Source organism: Mesorhizobium sp. BHbdii (assembly GCF_053848045.1).
Window position 1 is genome coordinate 1,762,501 of the sequence record NZ_JBSPKX010000001.1, and the last position, 17,443, is coordinate 1,779,943.

13 protein-coding genes are annotated in these 17,443 nt (G+C 57.9%); 10 read left to right on the plus strand and 3 right to left on the minus strand.

What is annotated here, in order from left to right; translation table 11 throughout:
* The 3 genes from ACWTU8_RS08515 (at position 1) to ACWTU8_RS08525 (ending at position 4,942) form a co-directional block, all read left to right on the plus strand.
* Positions 1 to 2,220 carry a GumC family protein gene (locus ACWTU8_RS08515; protein WP_455847772.1) on the plus strand — a complete coding sequence of 740 codons (2,220 nt, stop codon included), beginning with the start codon at positions 1 to 3 and terminating at the stop codon, positions 2,218 to 2,220.
* Positions 2,221 to 2,293: 73 nt separating this feature from the next.
* Positions 2,294 to 4,507 carry an oligosaccharide flippase family protein gene (locus tag ACWTU8_RS08520; protein ID WP_455847773.1) on the plus strand — a complete coding sequence of 738 codons (2,214 nt, stop codon included), beginning with the start codon at positions 2,294 to 2,296 and terminating at the stop codon, positions 4,505 to 4,507.
* Between the two features lie 288 nt (positions 4,508 to 4,795).
* Positions 4,796 to 4,942, plus strand: a complete 147-nt coding sequence (locus ACWTU8_RS08525) for a hypothetical protein (protein WP_455847774.1) — start codon at positions 4,796 to 4,798, stop codon at positions 4,940 to 4,942.
* Between the two features lie 692 nt (positions 4,943 to 5,634).
* On the opposite strand, the gene ACWTU8_RS08530 is transcribed toward ACWTU8_RS08525, so the two are convergent.
* The gene (locus ACWTU8_RS08530; RefSeq protein ID WP_455847775.1) at positions 5,635 to 6,345 is read right to left on the minus strand and encodes a helix-turn-helix transcriptional regulator; all 711 of its coding nucleotides are present in this window, start codon (positions 6,343 to 6,345) and stop codon (positions 5,635 to 5,637) included.
* 317 nt (positions 6,346 to 6,662) lie between these two features.
* Between ACWTU8_RS08530 and ACWTU8_RS08535 the strand changes: the two genes are divergently transcribed.
* The gene (locus tag ACWTU8_RS08535; RefSeq protein ID WP_455847776.1) at positions 6,663 to 8,348 is read left to right on the plus strand and encodes a PAS domain S-box protein; all 1,686 of its coding nucleotides are present in this window, start codon (positions 6,663 to 6,665) and stop codon (positions 8,346 to 8,348) included.
* A gap of 94 nt (positions 8,349 to 8,442) precedes the next feature.
* Here ACWTU8_RS08535 and ACWTU8_RS08540 read toward each other — a convergent pair whose 3' ends face one another.
* Positions 8,443 to 9,117 (minus strand): response regulator transcription factor, encoded by a 675-nt coding sequence (locus ACWTU8_RS08540; RefSeq protein ID WP_352953270.1) that lies wholly within the window; start codon positions 9,115 to 9,117, stop codon positions 8,443 to 8,445.
* A 634-nt stretch (positions 9,118 to 9,751) separates the two neighbouring features.
* Here ACWTU8_RS08540 and ACWTU8_RS08545 point away from each other — a divergent pair.
* The 6 genes from ACWTU8_RS08545 (at position 9,752) to ACWTU8_RS08570 (ending at position 15,955) form a co-directional block, all read left to right on the plus strand.
* A complete protein-coding gene (locus tag ACWTU8_RS08545) occupies positions 9,752 to 10,474 on the plus strand; it encodes a nucleotidyltransferase family protein (RefSeq protein WP_029352700.1) in 723 nt (240 codons plus the stop codon).
* Between the two features lie 47 nt (positions 10,475 to 10,521).
* Complete coding sequence (locus ACWTU8_RS08550) at positions 10,522 to 11,658, plus strand: DegT/DnrJ/EryC1/StrS family aminotransferase (protein ID WP_455848413.1); 1,137 nt, start codon at positions 10,522 to 10,524, stop codon at positions 11,656 to 11,658.
* Positions 11,655 to 12,353 (plus strand): sugar transferase, encoded by a 699-nt coding sequence (locus ACWTU8_RS08555; RefSeq protein ID WP_455847777.1) that lies wholly within the window; start codon positions 11,655 to 11,657, stop codon positions 12,351 to 12,353. Before ACWTU8_RS08550 ends, ACWTU8_RS08555 begins: the two co-directional genes overlap by 4 nt.
* 74 nt (positions 12,354 to 12,427) lie before the next feature.
* Positions 12,428 to 13,432, plus strand: a complete 1,005-nt coding sequence (locus tag ACWTU8_RS08560; RefSeq protein ID WP_455848414.1) for an SDR family NAD(P)-dependent oxidoreductase — start codon at positions 12,428 to 12,430, stop codon at positions 13,430 to 13,432.
* Positions 13,429 to 14,706, plus strand: coding sequence for a hypothetical protein (locus ACWTU8_RS08565; protein ID WP_455847778.1), 1,278 nt, complete (start codon positions 13,429 to 13,431; stop codon positions 14,704 to 14,706). The genes ACWTU8_RS08560 and ACWTU8_RS08565 overlap by 4 nt, the downstream gene beginning before the upstream one ends.
* The gene (locus ACWTU8_RS08570; protein WP_455847779.1) at positions 14,693 to 15,955 is read left to right on the plus strand and encodes a polysaccharide biosynthesis/export family protein; all 1,263 of its coding nucleotides are present in this window, start codon (positions 14,693 to 14,695) and stop codon (positions 15,953 to 15,955) included. The genes ACWTU8_RS08565 and ACWTU8_RS08570 overlap by 14 nt, the downstream gene beginning before the upstream one ends.
* 37 nt (positions 15,956 to 15,992) lie before the next feature.
* Here the strand turns inward: ACWTU8_RS08570 and ACWTU8_RS08575 are convergent, their stop codons facing one another.
* On the minus strand, positions 15,993 to 17,330 hold the full coding sequence (locus ACWTU8_RS08575) for an HlyD family type I secretion periplasmic adaptor subunit (protein ID WP_455848415.1): 1,338 nt from the start codon (positions 17,328 to 17,330) through the stop codon (positions 15,993 to 15,995).
* Between the last annotated feature and the right edge of the window lie 113 nt (positions 17,331 to 17,443).

A 17,443-nucleotide genomic window follows, 5' to 3' on the forward strand; every position in this document is an offset into this window, starting at 1 on the left:
ATGGAAGGTTCCATAGTCAGCCGCAAGCAACTTCCGCGCGCCACTGAGATGCACGTAACCGCGCACGAGACCAAGCCGCGCATGAGGCGGCCGCTGCGCGAGCAGATAGACGCGCAGAGTTCAATCCATCAACTCCTCATTACTATCATGAGGAGAAAACGGTTCCTGCTCGCCATGGTGGTTCTGGGCGGTGTTTTGGCCGGGCTTGCGGGTTTTGCTGTCCCTGTCGGGTTCGAGGCGAGTACGCAAGTTATTCTCGATGCTCCAAACAGGAATGGGCCCGCCGGCGCGGTACCTGCTCCGGAGATGCTGGATGCCAGCATTGACGACAATATAACCATGCTCTTGTCGCAAGGAAATCTGCGTCGCGTGATGGCAGAGCTGCGCAAGACGGAGTTCGGCGGCACCGCCGAACAAGGTGATGCCGGAACTGGAAGTTCTCGTCCCGACCCTGCTCGCGGCGGCCGGCCGATTTTGCGCTCATTTGCAGACGGCCTGCTGGCCGGAATTTGGCCGCAGGGCAAGCCGGAAGCTGCGGATGCAGCTGAACTAAAGGCGTTGCGAAAGGGCATGAGGGTTGGGCAGGAACTGCGATCGAGAGTCATCAGCATAGGCTTTACCGATCCCGATCCGGCGCGAGCCGCCATGGTGGCTAATACGATCGCCCGATTGTATATCGACGATCTCGCGAAGAGACGCCAGGCAGCGGACAGACTGGAACTCACCTCGATAGTCGCGGCTCTGCCGGGCGTACAACGCGATCTGGCAGAAGCGACCGATCGTCTGGAAAAGTATCGGCTGAGCCATGGTGCAGTGGACCAAGGCGCTGCGGACAACGCCGCCAAGGAGACGGCTGAACTCAGCCAGCAGATTTCCTTGTCGAAAGCGGATCTCTCCGCCACGGAATCTCGCCTTCAACATATTCAGGAGCTGCGAAAGGAGGGGGCATCTGTCGCCTCGCTCGCTCAAGCTATCGGATCACCGGCGCTGGCCGACCTGGCGGCTCGTCAGGCCAATGACACGGCAGATAAAAATCTGAGCGATCTGATCAACCGCGAGATCGAACAAGATACCGCTCGTCTCGCTGCCGAGGCCAGCATCTACCGGGCCCAGATTGCAGCTCTGGAAAGTCGCAAGAATGTGCTCGACGCGGTTGTGGCCGATACGGCCGGCCGGCTGTCCGGGCTGCGTGCACTCGAGCCGCAGGTCAGTATCTTGACGGAACGATACAACCAGCTTCTGACCCAACAACAGGACTTGATACGGCGCATCGCAACTCCCTCGGCCGGCGTGTCGGTCCTTTCGGCGGCATGGCCGCCGACGGTTCCTAAGACCCTGTCGCCGATTTTCCTTATTCCACCCGGTATGGTTGTGTTTGGGCTTCTTGGCGGGGTACTCGTTGTCGTTCGCAACCGCCTCGATCAGACTTTGCGGGGCGAGGCCGAAGCTGAAGCAGCGCTCGGGGTTCCGTGCCTGGGGCTGATACCACAAGCTGCCACAATGCACGCCAAACGGCTAAAGCAGCTGGTTTTAGGCCAGCAGAACACGAGATACAGCCGCGCCGTGACATCCCTGCTTGTCGCCGCAGCACCCAAGCAAGCGAGGGATCGCTCGTCGCACATCATTCTCGTAACGTCCAGCGTCCAGGATGATGGCAAGACCGAGCTTGCATGGAGCCTGGCCTTGGCAGCCACCCGACTGGGGGGCCGAGTGCTTTTCCTCGATCTTGACCGCACGGGCGCCCGCCTCACGAACGAATTCCTGGATGAATTTACGGCGCTCAAGCCACACAACTTTTTCGGGGACTATGTGGGTGAACGCTGTGCCTTGCACGATGCAATCGCGGGAATGCCTGAAATCGGAATCGACTTCATGGCTCTCGCACCGTCGGAGGATCTGCTGGCGTTGCTGTCCACGGTCGACAGTTCCCTGTTCACGGATGAGCTGCACTCGATCTACAGCGTCGTCATCATAAATGGACCGCTGGGACTTGGAGGGCCGGAGGCCGGGCTTCTGACGGGCTGGGCTGATGCGGTTCTTTTCGCCATTCGCTGGGGCAGGACGAGACGCAGCATCGCACGCGGTGTTTTGGAAACGCTTGCTAGCGATGCGTCAGATTCGGCCCCTGTGGGGAGCGTTCTCACGCAGGTTAATCTCAAGAAGCACGCCGGCTACCAGTTCGGGGACAGCGCTGATCTTTTGCTCGAGGAAACATCATGAGCGTCACAAGCGGACTTCGAAGCAACGATGGTTGCGGAAATCGCGCGGGTATCGCCACGATCGGATTGGACCCATGATCATTGAACTCTTCGGACCGCCTGGATCCGGCAAGAGGACCTTTGCTCACGCCCTTGCCCGGCGACTGCGGGAGGAGGGGTACCACGCCAAGGTTGCCCTCAGTCACCGACCTCGCCAGAGGGGATCGAGCGTCGATCTCGGGGTCTTCCTGGCTATTTTCAGGATCATATCGGCGATATTATCAACATTGAAAATCCTGCTTTCTGCGAGAGGCAGGATCAAGGATCTTTCAACGTCCCTTTCCATGATAAGAGTGATGCCACCAGACAAAAGAATATGGCGGGCCCGGCTCTGGCAGCACATATTGAAGCTTTCGCGCCGCTGGGATGAGGCCAAGCAATCCAGAGAAGTAGTCATATTCGATCAGGGCTACGTCCAGGCGATTGCGTCGCTGGCAATGTTCAATGGAACCGCAGACAAGGTTGCGCTGGCAAAGGCACTCAGTCTCGCGCCCGCAGCTGATTTCACGCTCAGAGTTGTTGCACCACGCGCGATCGTGGAGACGCGCTTGCAGCAGCGGATGGAGCATGAAGCGCCTGCGGAGCGAATTTTCGAGGCAGATTTTGACACAAACATGGGCACTTTCGGGGTATTTCAAAGCATAAATGACATTCTCGTCGGGTCCGACCGAAAAGTCATTCCGATCCACACTCTCAACGATCAGTCCTCGTTAGAAGGCATTCAGTGTGTTGAGCGGAAGATAATCTCGAAAATTTTGCAAGCCGGGGGTGGACCTGCGGCCAAAGGCAGCCAAGGCCATGAGATACCCGACGCTGACCACGACTGTAATGATATGAAGACCGCACGAACTTCTGCGGCCTCTCTTGCCGCCGGGGATATAGTTTTGTCCCACAACAAAGACATGGGCCGGAGTCTCGGCTACGCCAGCATCTTCGCTCTTTTGATCTATATCGGTGGTGCGGGGTTGACCAGCTTGGCGCAGTTGTTGATTGCGCGACTCGTCGGTTCCACCAGCTATGGCATCTATTCCTATGTCTTGGCCTGGACCTCCGTGCTTGGCTATCTTGCAACGCTGGGTTTCAATGTCTCCCTACTGCGCTTCGTGTCAGCCTACAGGGCAAACGGGCGGCTTGACCTGGCACATGGTGTCGTCAGGTTTGCTCTGCAAAGATCGCTGGCGGCGGCGACACTGTTCGGCATGATCGGCGCTGCTCTGCTCTATTTCTTTTCAGATCCTTCTCACAAGGAACTTGAAATCAGCCAGCTCCTTGGCATGGCAGCAGTGCCTTTGGTCACCGCCTCCGCGTTGGGTGCAGCACTTATTCGTGCCTTCGGCGGTGGTGTCTCAGCCCTCCTGCCGGAACGCATCGTACGCGACGGCCTGTTGTTGATGTTGCTGGGAGTCGCGGCTTTTTCCGGATCATGGACCCTCAACGCACCCCTGGTGATGCAAGCGGTTCTGGCAAGTTCGGGCATCACGGTCGGACTGGTGTTCATCATGGCGACAAGGTTTCAGCCCCCCGGCTTGCGGCAGACTCAACCCAGCGACGCGTCGCAAGAGTGGTGGGCGGCCGTTCCGCCAATCATGCTCATGGCCGGGCTCGATGTTTTCATCAGTCGGGCCGGGGTTATGGTGCTGGGCTGGACAGGTCATATTCGAGACGCAGGTATCTTCGCCTTGGGACTGAATGTTGCGTTGCTTGTGAGTCTTGCCCTCGTCGCCGTCGGCGTGATGTTTTCGCCAGCAGCGGCTGCCCTTCATACCCGAGGCGATCGGAAGGGCCTGCAGCAGTTATTTTCACGAGCCGCCATACTTTCCTCTGCCGGCGCCATAGCGATGGCCATCCCGCTGGTTGTGATCGTTAAACCTCTCATGAACTGGTTCGGTGAGGATTTCAGCACAGGAGCACCCATCGCGCGGGTACTGATGCTCGGATATGTCTTTGTGGCGCTGTGCGGACCCCAGCTGAATCTCTTGACCATGACCGGAAACGAATGGGCAGCAGCAGCCGCCATGATCGTTGGCGCAGTCGCCGGTATCATAGGCTGTGCGGCAGGAATCGAGCTTTACGGTCCGCTGGGTGCTGCAGTGGGCCTGGCGCTTGCATTGGCCGTTTGGAACCTGGCGATGGCGATCTATATCAGAAAACGACTGAAGATCATGCCTGCGCTGATCTTTGCGCTAACGTCACTCAGAACAGGTGCAGTCGACGGCCAGCACCAGCAACGGTATTGGTTCTTGCGCTGACCCGAGATTTTCGGAGCTGGATTCCAAATTCGCTCATTGGGCCGCTCCAACACTGGGCCGCTCCAGAATTGACTTTGCGAATATCAGATCACACTGACAACGCCGCCCGACAGGTGCGCGGCCGACACCTCGGGCTCTCAGACCCGCATGAACGCTTTGTGCTGGCTGCAGCATCCGTCCCGTGAAAGTGTCGACCATTGCGCTCCGTCCTCGGGCGCTGTCGCGGGTGCGGAGCCGACAGCATTGTGAAGGTCGCTGACGTTACTCACTCCTTGAAACCGTGCCTATGTGAAGTCGAACATCGTGGCGTTTCTCAATGTGCTTGAGGGCTGCTGGCAGTTCGGCATTGATCACCTCGTTTACGCCTCGTCGAGCCCGACCATACCGTTTTCCGAGCACCATGGCGCCGCATCGCGTCTGCAATATCGGCAATGACCGGCCAGAAGAGATCAACTGGCTGGTTCAATCATCGAGACGGCTGGCCAGCGATGTACCTTTGCCGCCCCGGCGACGTTTCTGGACACTCGCGCCGGCGCACTCCGGCCCTGAGCGGCGAGGTGCACAAATTGTGACGGCTGAAAGTCTGACAACAGCAGCTGAAGCGCGCCGAGTCCGCCAGATCCATTCGCAGCGGGGTGCACCCCGGCTCGGCACAGAGGCGTGCAAAACCCGCTTCGTTAGTGTTGGATCATGAAAAGGGGTGTGAAATTGTCGACGTTCACGACCTCGATTCCGTGCCGCCCAAGCTGCAAGGCCACGTGATAGCCAAGGAAGAGGATCGAACCCGCCCGGGCTAGTTCCACCGCGGAGCGATCTGATCGCGATCAAACGGATTCCATCTTCAGCGCGCGGAAAGAGCAGACGGTTTGTGGATCATTGTCCAACCGGTGGTCCCCGCCCAGACGCTGTACGCCGGCGCATCGAAGCCAGCCGTAGTTGGGCAACCTATGTTGGAACAGCTCCAAATTCCGGTCGCCTGAATCCTGGTGGATGCCGACGTCCGGCGCCTGAGAACCAGACCATGATCCCGAGAAGCGCAACCGGTTTTCAGGAAAGATCTGGTAAAATGATAAGTTAGAGTTCCATCCCGACTCTATCGGGATGGAACATGCTCTAGGCGGCCGCCCTTATGGTAACACCGAAATGCGCCCCAGAAGAGCCACCAGTTCCGCCTGACGTCTCGTTTCGGTCTTGGCGAATAGCGAGGCAAGCTGGGAGCGGATCGTGGTGCGGCTGAGGCGCCAACTGCGGGCGATCTCCAACGGCGCATCGCCCTGAGCTAAGCGCAGCGCAAGGTGCGTTTCCGCGCTCGTCAAGCCAAACATCCTTTGCAGTGTCTGAGGATTTGGCCCCGACCTGTTCTCACGATCAAGCAATGCCACAATGCTCGTTCCGTCAGGAGCGATAAGGCCGTTCTCTTTCAGTATCACCGGCCTGTCGCTTCTGCTGCGGATCACCACCCAAGACAGTGAACCCGGCAGGAAATGGGCCGGAACATTAGCGATCAGCCGCCTTAGGGCTATCGAAAGCTCACCGGCTGTATCAGCCGCTTCGCCCTGGCGCTCCAGTGTGGTTTGGGCAGCTGCGTTCCATTCGATTACTTTTCTTTCGCGGTTCAGTACGAGATATCCACAGCCGATGCGATCGAGCATGCCGGTGATGGATTCCAGGCTGCGTTTCTTTGGTTGGTCGCCCTCTGCGTCCGGCCAATCCGATGCTCGAGCTGAAGGATAAGCATACGATGGCCGTGTCATCTGCGTGCCGGCGTTATACTTGGTCCCTATTGTAATGTATCGTTTGCCCGCAACGACATCGCTGTGTCTATCGATCAGAGTCATTTTTCAACCTCCCCAAGTTTCACAGCCCGAAAATAAGTTGTTCGGGATTTACAAACAGTCTTGTATGCATAGGGCTCGCAAAAACGGGCCCTATTACGTTGAAACTCTATATATTCTGAGGAGTTCTGACCAAGTCATGCCTCCCCCCGTCGGTTAAAATGCGCGCTGTGATAGTGGTATGGCAATCCGGCAGTCGGACTAGGTTGTACGTTTTTTGCTCTAGTCTCGACGGCCTAGTCAAATGGTTGTAGTCTACGCCTATGAACTCGCAGTCGCGCAGGCCCCATTCGAACCCATCGGGCAGACTGCTAACTCATGTGGCCTCCGCATTGGTACTGGCTGCTACACTGATATTTGAAACAAAAGCGTCAGTATATATTGGGGAAGGTTCGAGTTTTCTGGAATTTATTCCAGCCATTATAATCATTTCCTACCTTGAAGACCGTGGGCCTGCGCTTGCGGCGACAATCCTGATGGTGGCTGCCGGCCTGTGGGCACGAAGCACCCTGCATGGTCAGATCTCCGGCGAAGATTGGGCGCGCGCCATTCTGCTTGTGGTTTCGGGCGGCGTGATTGCCATGACGTTCCATCGGCTGCGGCAGGACTTGCGTGAGCTGCTGGAAGTAGCGGAAGCCAGACTCGCTGCCGTCGAAGCAACCGAAAACCGCTACCGTTGGGCTTTCGAACGCGCCGCCATGGGATTCGCAAACACCAACGAGAGAGGTGAGCTGCTGCAATCCAACAGACGCCTCAGTGAGATGACTGGCTACGAGGAGGAGGAGCTTGCCCAATTGCGGCTCGAGACACTCGTTCATCCGGACGACCGTGATGCCTTGGCGCAGTTGCTGGCGGGCCTGGGTAACGACTCTGCTTCGTTCGCTTCGGAGGTGCGTCTGTTAAGAAAGAACGGTTCGGCATTCTGGGCGCGGCTAACCCTGTCTTCATCCGCGCCCGACGGGGTTCTCTCAGAGAGCATCTTTGTGGTGGTCGACGATATCTCGGAACGACGAGCCGTACACGAAGCGCTTCGGGCTCAGAAGGAGTGGCTGGATCTCGCTTTGTCTGCCGGACGCCTGGCCACGTGGCGAATCGACCTTAAAGACGGGATCGTCACCGGCTCCGGCACGTTCTGGGACATTCTCGGCCTGCCCCCGGCCGCTAGCCGCCGTTTGGACGAACTGTCAGCCCTCATTCATCCGGCGGACTGGCCAAAGCTGGTAGCATCGAGAAAGCTCGCATCAGTCACCAATTACGACGTCGAGATTCGCGTCCGACGACCGGACGGACATATCCGCTGGGTTGCCCTGCGCGGAAGGGAAGAGAAATACGATGATCGTCTACAGCGGCTCGGCGTGGCCGCCGACCTGACCGAGCGACGACAGACCACGCTGCTACGCGCCGCGGCAAAGAAGCGGGAGCGCATTATGCTCGAACAACGCCACAGGTTCAGCAACCTATTCCCTGTGATCACGGCGCTGGTGAACATGGTCGACGTTCCCGAGAACAATGTCGCCAGGTACAAGGAGACGCTCGTCGACCGGATTCGTGCGCTCGAAGCAACGCATCTGCTGCTTTCACGCAACGGCAATGCGTCGGGGATGCTCCACGATCTCGTTGTCCAGGAGTTGCAGCCGTATATGGGAACACGCGACATATCGGTCAGCGGTCCTTCCGTTGTGATTTCAGGCGGCGCCGCCGAAAGCTTTGCGATGATTGTTCACGAGCTTGCGACCAACTCCTTGAAACATGGAGCGCTCGGCGATTCAAAAGGCCGGATCGAGGTAAATTGGACGTTCGCGTCTGAAGACGCAAGTAGTGACATCGTGTTCGAGTGGGTGGAATCGGGGCGACGGCGGACTTCAAAAGTTGTCCGTCATGGTTTCGGTTCCATGATACTCGGAGTGGATGGGGCGCCGCTTGTTGGTTACTCGCCCAAGTTGGAAATGTCGGATCACGGGCTGCGATATTCGCTGCGGCTGTCGCGCAAGGAAATCGGCCCATAACGCATTGGCGCAAAATCGGCCTCGTTTCTACAAGCCATAATGCGTAGATTCAAGTTTTAGAGCGTCCCTTGCGCGCCCAACAGGACGCGGCTCTCTAATTGATATCCCTGGTTAGCCAAGTCTTCAGCATAACGGCAGCTTCTGTCCGATTCCGTACCCCAAGCTCACGCAGAACCGCAGCGGCATGGATTTTCGTCGTCGCTTCGGCGATTTCCAGATCGCGCGCAATTTCCTTATTCGAATACCCTTCCGCCATCAGCTTGAGGACCTCCTTTTGTCTCGAGGTCAGCCTGCCAAGATTGCCACTGGTGGTACGTCGGTGTGGGATATGCTCGGAGGGAGTAGGTACGTGAGTTGCTTGTGCGGCTCCGGGGCGCGACAGAAGTGCAGGGACGTAGATGCGGCCCGAAAGGATTTCGTTGACGGCCATGACGACCTCCTCGTCCCTTTGCGACTTTACGATATAGCCGTGAAGGCCGATCGACAGAGCCGTGAGTATCTCCGAACGTGAATCATTCCCGGAAACGATCGCAAAGCGTGTATCCGGATAAGCCGACAGAATGCCGCTGAGCACTTCCTGATTGAACAATCCCGGCATGTTCAGGTCCAGGATCGCAAGATCAACTGACGCCTGTTCCGCCAGCAGACTGAGTACGGCATCGAAACACGACGCCTCAAATATTTCCACACCTGGAATGCCTGCGGTCAGTGCCAATCGCAAGCCACGACGATACAAGCCGTGATCGTCGGCGATGACGATTCGATACATTGAACTACCCCAACGAATCCTGGAATGATTGAACGGTGATGGCCTTAAAGTCGTGGCCGACCACTCGTCGATTCATCCAGTCAACACTTGCGATGCCCCAACACCGCAAGCGTCAGATTGCTAATATAATCCTAAATGACGGGAAACGCTCCTCTTATTTTTGAATCCCGCGAACGGAGCCGGCTGACCTGTCGAACATTCGTTCTCAGCCTCCAAGACCCGTGTCCCAACCGCTCGCTTCGATGCCGATACCGCGCAATCGCCGGGTTGTCCTGGGTCGTTCCGGCGATTGATGGATACTAGGCTCATTGTAAGCACTCTTCGGGTTTTGTCGGTCTTGTGGCCCCAAGCTGATCGGCCAAGAACTGATCGCTGAAGCGCGCTCCGAGCCTGCCTCTGCGACAGGCGCCAGCCTTCGTCGATCGGCAGGGTTATTGAATACCAGAATGTCTGAATCGCTACCATTCGAATGCACGACGACATCCCCCCCGACGGCCACATACCATTTAGCTACAATGTCCGGATCAGGGCCGGCGGGAAACCTCACCGGTCCTTTAAGAGAACAAGAACGCGGCTTTCCGGACGCTGTGGCCGTAACGATGGCGTTTAGGTCGAGTGAACATGGGAGGACCAGATGAAAGCAGTGATTCAATGTGGTGGAATGGGGACACGCCTTCGCCCCTTCACATCGGTCTTGCCGAAACCGCTCATGCCGATCGGTGCTCGACCGGTTCTTGAGATGCTTCTGAAATGGCTGCGACGCAATGGCATCCAAGAGGTCTACATCACAACCGGGTATCTCGGCCACTTGATCCGCACCGTATGCGGAGATGGCTCGCAGTGGAACCTGAAAATTCGATACACGCAAGAAATGGAGCCGCTCGGCACCATCGGACCGCTCTCCTTGATCAGAGATGAGCTGACAGAACCATTCATCGTCCTCAACGGAGATGTCCTTACCGATCTAAGCCTCAGTCGATTTGTGGCAGCGCACCGCAAGCACACCGATCCGGTGACGATCGCGACAGCTTGCCGCCTGATCAAAATGGACTTCGGCGTCATAGACGAAGTCGACAACACCGTGCAGATCTTTCGCGAGAAGCCGACGCTTTCGCACCTGGTCAGCATGGGAATCTACTGCATGAATCCAGACGTTCTGCAGTTTATTCCATCTGGCATTCCCTTCGGGTTTGACGACCTGATGCTGCAGATGATGCAGAACGGTACAACTGTCCACGTGTACAAGCATGATGGCCTCTGGCTCGATATTGGGCGCGTCGACGATTTCCAGAATGCACAAGCCATTTCCTGGGAAGACCAGTCGGCCTCGATCGAGGTCACTGCCACGGCCGCATGACGAGATCGCCAAGCCGATCCCACAGTCCAACAGTCTAGGAGGTTATGATGCTCTTGGTCAGTGCCCCAATTTTGGGTGTGCCGGAGAAGGCAGCTTTGTCCAAGGTCATCGATAGCGGCTGGCTGACCATGGGAGAGCAGGTGAGAGCCTTTGAAGAGGCTTTTGCCCACATGCATGGTGCAGAGGATTGCGTCGCGGTCAATTCTTGTACTGCAGCGCTTCATCTCATTCTACATGCACTCGGTATCGGACCAGGCGACGAAGTGCTGGTCCCGTCAATGACCTTCGTGGCGACCGCAAACGCGGTTCTCTACGTCGGTGCCACTCCGGTCTTTGTCGATATCGAGTCGGCCGACGTGCCGCTGATGTCGATCGTGGAAGCTGAAGCGCGATGCACTGCGCGCACCAAGGCGGTCATTCTCGTACATTTTGCCGGCTATCTCGCCAATCGGGAAGAATGGCAGAAGTTCGCTCGTGCCCGAGGGCTGCAGATCATCGAGGATGCCGCGCATGCGCCCGGCCTGAAGGAGGTAGGTACATTTGGTGCCGCGGCCGCCTTCAGCTTCTATGGCAACAAGAATATGACCACGGCGGAAGGTGGGGCCGTGATTGCCCGAGATCCCAATCTGCTTGAGACAATCCGCCAGGCCCGTGGGCACGGCATGACCACGGGGACACATCAGAGGCTGAACAGTCGCACGCCGCAGTACGATGTCACCATGCTCGGATTCAACTATCGCATGGATGAAATGCGCGCTGCAATCGGACTGGTCCAGCTGCAGAATCTGCAAGAGTGGAACGAGATCAGGCGTATTCTGGTCATGCTGTATCGACGTCTGATCGCAAAACATTGTCCGGCCGTAACAGTTCCGTTCCACGAGCCGCGGACGTCCGCCTATCATATCATGCCCGTCCTTTTGCCGCGTTACGCTGACAGGCAAGACGTCATCGATGAATTGCGCAGGCAAGGAATACAAACCACCATCCACTATCCACCGGTGCACCAGATGACGCTCTATCGCGAGCTTTTCCCCGGCACATATTTGCCTCGGACAGAGGACTTTGCCCAGCGTGAGCTCACGGTGCCACTGCATCCCCAGATCACCGCGCCTGTCGTCGAATCAGTGGCGGCCGCTCTTGCCGCTGCAGTCCACAGTTGCGCCCAAGCAGGAACAGCAGCATGAATGCCTTGGATTTATCCATACATCGATCTGTCGTCTCAAGCGCCGTCCATGGGTTTGCGAGACGTGCAATTGATCTCGTGATCGCTACAGCAGCCGCCATAGTCTTCGCTCCGCTGATGCTGGTGATCGCCCTAGCGCTCTTACTGGAAGGCGGCCGGCCCATCTTCTTTACGCAAACCCGCGTGGGTGCCGGTGGGCGGCCGTTCCGCATGTATAAGTTTCGCAAATTCGCGGTGCGATGCGATCCCGGTGGCTTGGCGCTGACCATGGCCGGCGACAGCCGCATGACGAGAATAGGTCGGTTCCTCGCCCTCACCAAGTTCGACGAGCTCCCGCAATTGTGGAATGTCTTCAGAGGCGAGATGGCAATTGTCGGGCCGCGGCCGGAGAGCCTTGTCTTTGCCGATTGTTTCCGCGGTGGCTTTGAGGCCGTTCTACAATACAAGCCGGGCTTGTTGGGTCCGGCCCAGGTCCTCTTCCGGCATGAGGCCAAATACTATCCGCGATCCGCGGATCCGGTACTGTTCTACCGCGAGGTTCTGTTTCCTGCCAAGGCCAAGATCGACCTCTCCTACTATCCGCAGCGGACGATCGCCGCTGACATCATCTGGATGATGCGCGGCTTTCTGGCGGTTCTCGGCTTGGTCTCGCGGCCGCCGGTCGGCCTGGTCTCGCCGCCACCAATCGGCATGTGAGAACATGCTTGGCATGGCCAGGCTCTGGTGAATTCGCAAGTCAGCGCTTCACGTCAAAGGGGGAACGCTTAGTCATGAACTACAGGGGTAGGAAAGTTCTGGTTACGGGTGCCGATGGGTTCATCGGGTCGCATCTCACCGAAGCGCTCGTCCGTGGTGGGGCGGATGTCACGGCGCTCGCCCTCTACAATTCCTTCGACAGTCATGGTTGGCTGGATGATTTGCCGGACACCATTCGAAGCCAGTTGAACCTCGTCCGCGGCGACGTTCGCGACAGCGCGTTCCTGAGCCGGATCATGCGTGGCCAGGCCGTTGTGTTTCATCTCGCCGCACTCATCGCGATTCCATACTCATACGCGGCCGCCCAATCCTATGTGGAGACCAACATCCTGGGCACAGTGAATGTCCTCGAAGCGGCGCGGCAATGGGAGACAGAGCGTGTGGTGCACACCTCGACCAGCGAGGTCTATGGCACTGCACAGACCATGCCTATCCGCGAATCCCATCCGCTGCGGGGCCAGTCACCCTATTCGGCATCCAAGATCGGCGCGGACATGATGGCAGAGTCCTACGCCAGGTCGTTCGACGTCCCCGTCGTGATTATGCGACCGTTCAATACCTACGGCCCACGTCAGAGTGAGCGGGCCATCGTGCCGACCATCATAAGGCAGGCTCTCGACAAAAACTGCCCGGCGATCATGGTCGGGGACACAAGTCCGGTCCGCGACCTTACCTTTGTGGAAGACACTGCGGCGGCGTTCCTGACAGCAGGTTCGGCCGAGCTCGAATTCGGCCATGCCTACAATGCCGGAAGCCAGCGCGCTGTGACGGTCTCGGACGTATTGGATCTGGTGCTCGAGTTGAGCGGCTCCAAAAAACCGGTTCACCGCGACGAACGCCGTCTGCGGCCGCAGAATTCCGAAGTCCGTGCCTTGCTGGCCGATTCTTCGCAACTCGAGACGAAGACCGGATGGCGGGCGCAGACCAGCCTGCGGGAAGGATTGGAGCGAACCATCGGATGGTGGCAGGCGCGCCTCAGCGAAGGCCGCGTACGCCGCGAAATGGGTTATATGACATGACCTTCTACCAGCGTGCATCGGCTCTGCTGTTGATTGCCGTTGCCATATCGTTGGGTCTGCCCGCGGCCGGACGCCGGCAAAGCAGCGAGCAGACACAATTTGTCGCGCCGGTGATGATGGATCTGCCCGACTATCTGCGCCCAGTGACGGATCCGGCGTTTGGGACAATCTTTACGCGCATTACCAAACCGGGAGTGCTTGGCAATGGGGTCGCATGCGGGAACAAATATTGCAGCCACCGTTATTCGAGTGCCCAAGCCTGGAATTCAGACCAGAGCCTTCTCGTCATTACCAACGGCTGTAGCGGCGGCATGTGCTTTTTCGACGGGCACACATATGCTCCGCTGTTCCGCCGCGCTCGATCGACTGAATGCGAATGGCACCCTCAAAACGCCGATCTGATGATCTGCGTTCAGGGTCGGCAAGTGTCGACCTGGGCGCCACGGACCAATCGCGAAGATGTCCTGTTTGTTTCGACTGAGTATCACGATTTCCATTTCGGACCGGGCAAGGGCAATCCAAGCCGTGACGGTGACCGCATAGCCGTGCGCGCAGTGCGTAAGAATGGCGATGCGGTGGTCTTTGCTTACGATCTCAAGCAACGGCGGAAATTCCCGGACATCGATCTTGAGCCTATTGGCGGAACCAACGGCACCTGCTCGATTTCTCCGCTCGGAACCAACATTCTATGCCTTCAGGAGATAACAAGCGGCATCGAACAGGGCTTCATTTTTAGTGTCGAGGGCACTTTGCTCCAGAGGTGGATGGAACATCACCGGCCCGGGCATGGCGATATGACAGTCGATGACGACGGCAGCGAAGTCTATGTCGGTATCAGCAAGTCCGATCCGGACAAGTATCAGGTGATCAAGCGAAGGCTGTCCGATGGCAGGGTCACCCCACTTATGAAATACGGCGAAGCCATGCATGCATCCCTGCGTGCGCTGGATAGGCCTGGTTGGGTGTTCCTGACCTATGGCGGCGATCCGGATGAGATATCGGCTCACCCGGACTGGGCGCCATATGCACAGGAAGTGATCGCGCTGCGCATCGACGGCAGCGGGGACGTCCGACGCATCGCACAAACGAGAAGCACTCAGTTAGACTATCGAAGCGAGAGTCATGCCTCACCGTCCCCTGACGGCTCGCAGGTAATCTGGTCGAGCAACTGGGGCGTGCCCGGCGGGCCAGTCTACGACTTCATCTCCCGTGTCGATTGGCCGGAAGAGTCGACGTTGAACCGGAAGGAGATTGTCACCAATGGTCTTCACTAATCGTATCCTTCTTGCCGCGCTTGGTATGCTGGCTGCCGTGGGTATGGCCGCCGCAGCGGAGACGCGGGTCGCGTATCGAATTTCCGCCGGCGATACCGTCGAGATTGGAATTGCCTCCATCCCGGAACGAACGCAACGTGTCATGGTTCAAATGGACGGCACGATCGCGCTTCCCGAAGTCGGCATGGTTTCGGTCGGCGGCCTCACTCCGGCCGAATTGCAGACACGCATGGAGACGATCTTGACTACCAAGATATTTCACCAGCGTCTGCCCGATGGGCGGGAGCAAATGATCGTCGTCAAGCCGAGCGACGTCACCGCTGTGATCGCAGACTATCGCCCGATCTACGTGACCGGCGACGTGCTCACTCCCGGACAGCAGGCTTACCGACCGCTCATGACCGTGCGGCAGGCGATCGCCGTGTCTGGCGGTTTCAGCCTTCTGCGGGCAAGGGCAAACCAGGTTGGCCCAGATCCGGTGGATCTGCGGCGCGACTATGAATCGGCCTGGGGGGAGTACACCAGAGACTATTTTCATAGCGCCCGCCTGCGCGCCGAACTTCAGAACCAGGCGAATTTCGACATGAAGCCACCACAGGGGTCACCCTTGTCGGCCGCTTTCGTGTCGGCAATCACCCAGGCAGAAGCAGAAGGGCTCAAAATTTCCCTGGACAACTTCCAGCAGGAGCAAAGCTACCTCGAAAAAAGTGCCAAGGATGCTGCGGCCCAGATCGAGGTCCTGCTCAAGCGCGAGAAGACCGAAGCCGACGCAGTGAAGGCGGACGAGGACGACCTGGCGCGAATAACGAAAGTATTTAAAGCAGGCAATCTGACCAACGACAGACTCGCCGATGTCCGGCGCGGTGTGATTCTCTCTTCCAGCCGGGCGCTCGAAACGTCGGTTGAACTCATGAGAACACGACGCCAGCAGGATGATTTTGTCAGGCAGCACGAGCGCAATGACAATCTGAGAAGGATGGCTCTTCTGACCGAGCTCAAGGACACCAACGTGCGTCTTGCCGACATCACCGCAAGACTTCGCGCCGCCAGCCAGAAGCTGCAGCCCACGGGGGCGTCCGCCCAGCCACTGCCAGTTGCCGGCGAAACCATCCAGGCTCAGGTCACGATCATTCGCAAGATGGGTGAGGAATGGCGCAAACAGCCGGCCGGAGAAGACACCGAGGTATCACCGGGTGACACGATAGAGGTAAGGTTCAGCAGCGGTCTCGAGAACGCCGCGGTCCGATAGACTGCTGTACCTTGTTCTGTCGCGATTGCCGATTGCGTTACTGTCTGAAAGCTCTGGAAACCTGGTCGGTAAAGGGTTTCAGCAAATAGGACCATACATTGCGCTCGTCAGTGCGTATGTGAACTTCGGCGGGCATGCCGGGTTTGAGTATTTTCGCTCCCGACAGACAGGTCGTGGAATTTTCGACATTGATGCGCGCCGAAAAGTATGAAAGCTGACGTTGCTGATCCTTAATCAGATCTGCAGAGATGCGGTTGACCGAACCTTGGCAAACAGGTGTCGTCCCTACGTCGAAAGCCGGAAAGCGGATTGAAACCCGCTGTCCTGGACGCACGTCATCGATACGCTCTGGAGAAACGAGCGCATCGACAACCAGGTTGTCGGCATCGGGCACAATCATCATGAGCACTTCCCCGGGAGCAATCACGCCTCCGATGGTGTGGACCGCGGATTCTTGTACCGTTCCCGACTGTGGGGCGCGGATATCTGTCCTGGCGAGTTCGTCTTCCGCCACTATCTTGCGCTCATTGAGTTCGGTCTGCTTGGCTTCCGTTTCGCGAAGTTCGCTCGTTACCTCGCTCCGCATTTGCTCGTCCAGCTGAAGCACCTGCAGGTCAGTCTCACTGATGCGGGCTTGGACCTCGGCGATTGCCGCGACAAGGCGTCCTGACTCGCCGCGAGTCCGGCTCTTCTCCAAGCTGATGGTGCTCAGCCTTTCTTTAGAGACCAACTTCTTGGAGTAGAGAGACTCGACGTCAGCAAGGTTCAGCGTCAGCAGATTCAGCGACTCGTCCATCGCCGCTTGCTGCGCTTTGAGGCCATCGATCTGACGTTCCAATTGCTTCGAGCGGCTTTGCAATTGTGCCTTCTGGCCCGCCAGCGCCGCAGCACGGCTTTCGAACACGGCCCGCTCGCCACTGATAAGCGTCGCCAGTTGCGGGTCGCCCATCTTGACCCGAAGGCTGGGCGGAATCTGGATTTCCGGCAGACCCTGTCGCTCGGCTTCCAGCCGGGCCAGACGAATGGTGGCGCGATTGAGCTCCTCGCTGATTATCTGCAGGTTTGCTCGGGTCAATGTGTTGTCCAGCCTGACCAATACGTCGCCGGCCTGCACATGATCCCCGTCCTTGGCGAATATGCCGCCGACAGTGCCGCCGGTTTGATGCTGGACTTTCTTTATGTTGCTTTCGACCACCACAGTGGCAGGTGCAATCACCGCGCCGGCAATCTTGGTCAAGCCCAGCCAGAGTCCTCCGCCGAAGATCAACAGGAAGGTGATTGCCAAGCCCAAGAGCAGATTGGCCCGTATGCCATCCGGCTCTGGCTTCGTCTCGAGCGATTGGCTTTCGCCAGCGACCGCGGGATATGACGACACGGTCACGCTAGAACAATACCTCACATAGGCCCGCCTGCACCTTTCTGCAGCGGAACGATAATATGCTGCCAGCCCCAAGAGCAGATTGGTCCGGAGGCCATCCGGCTCTGGCT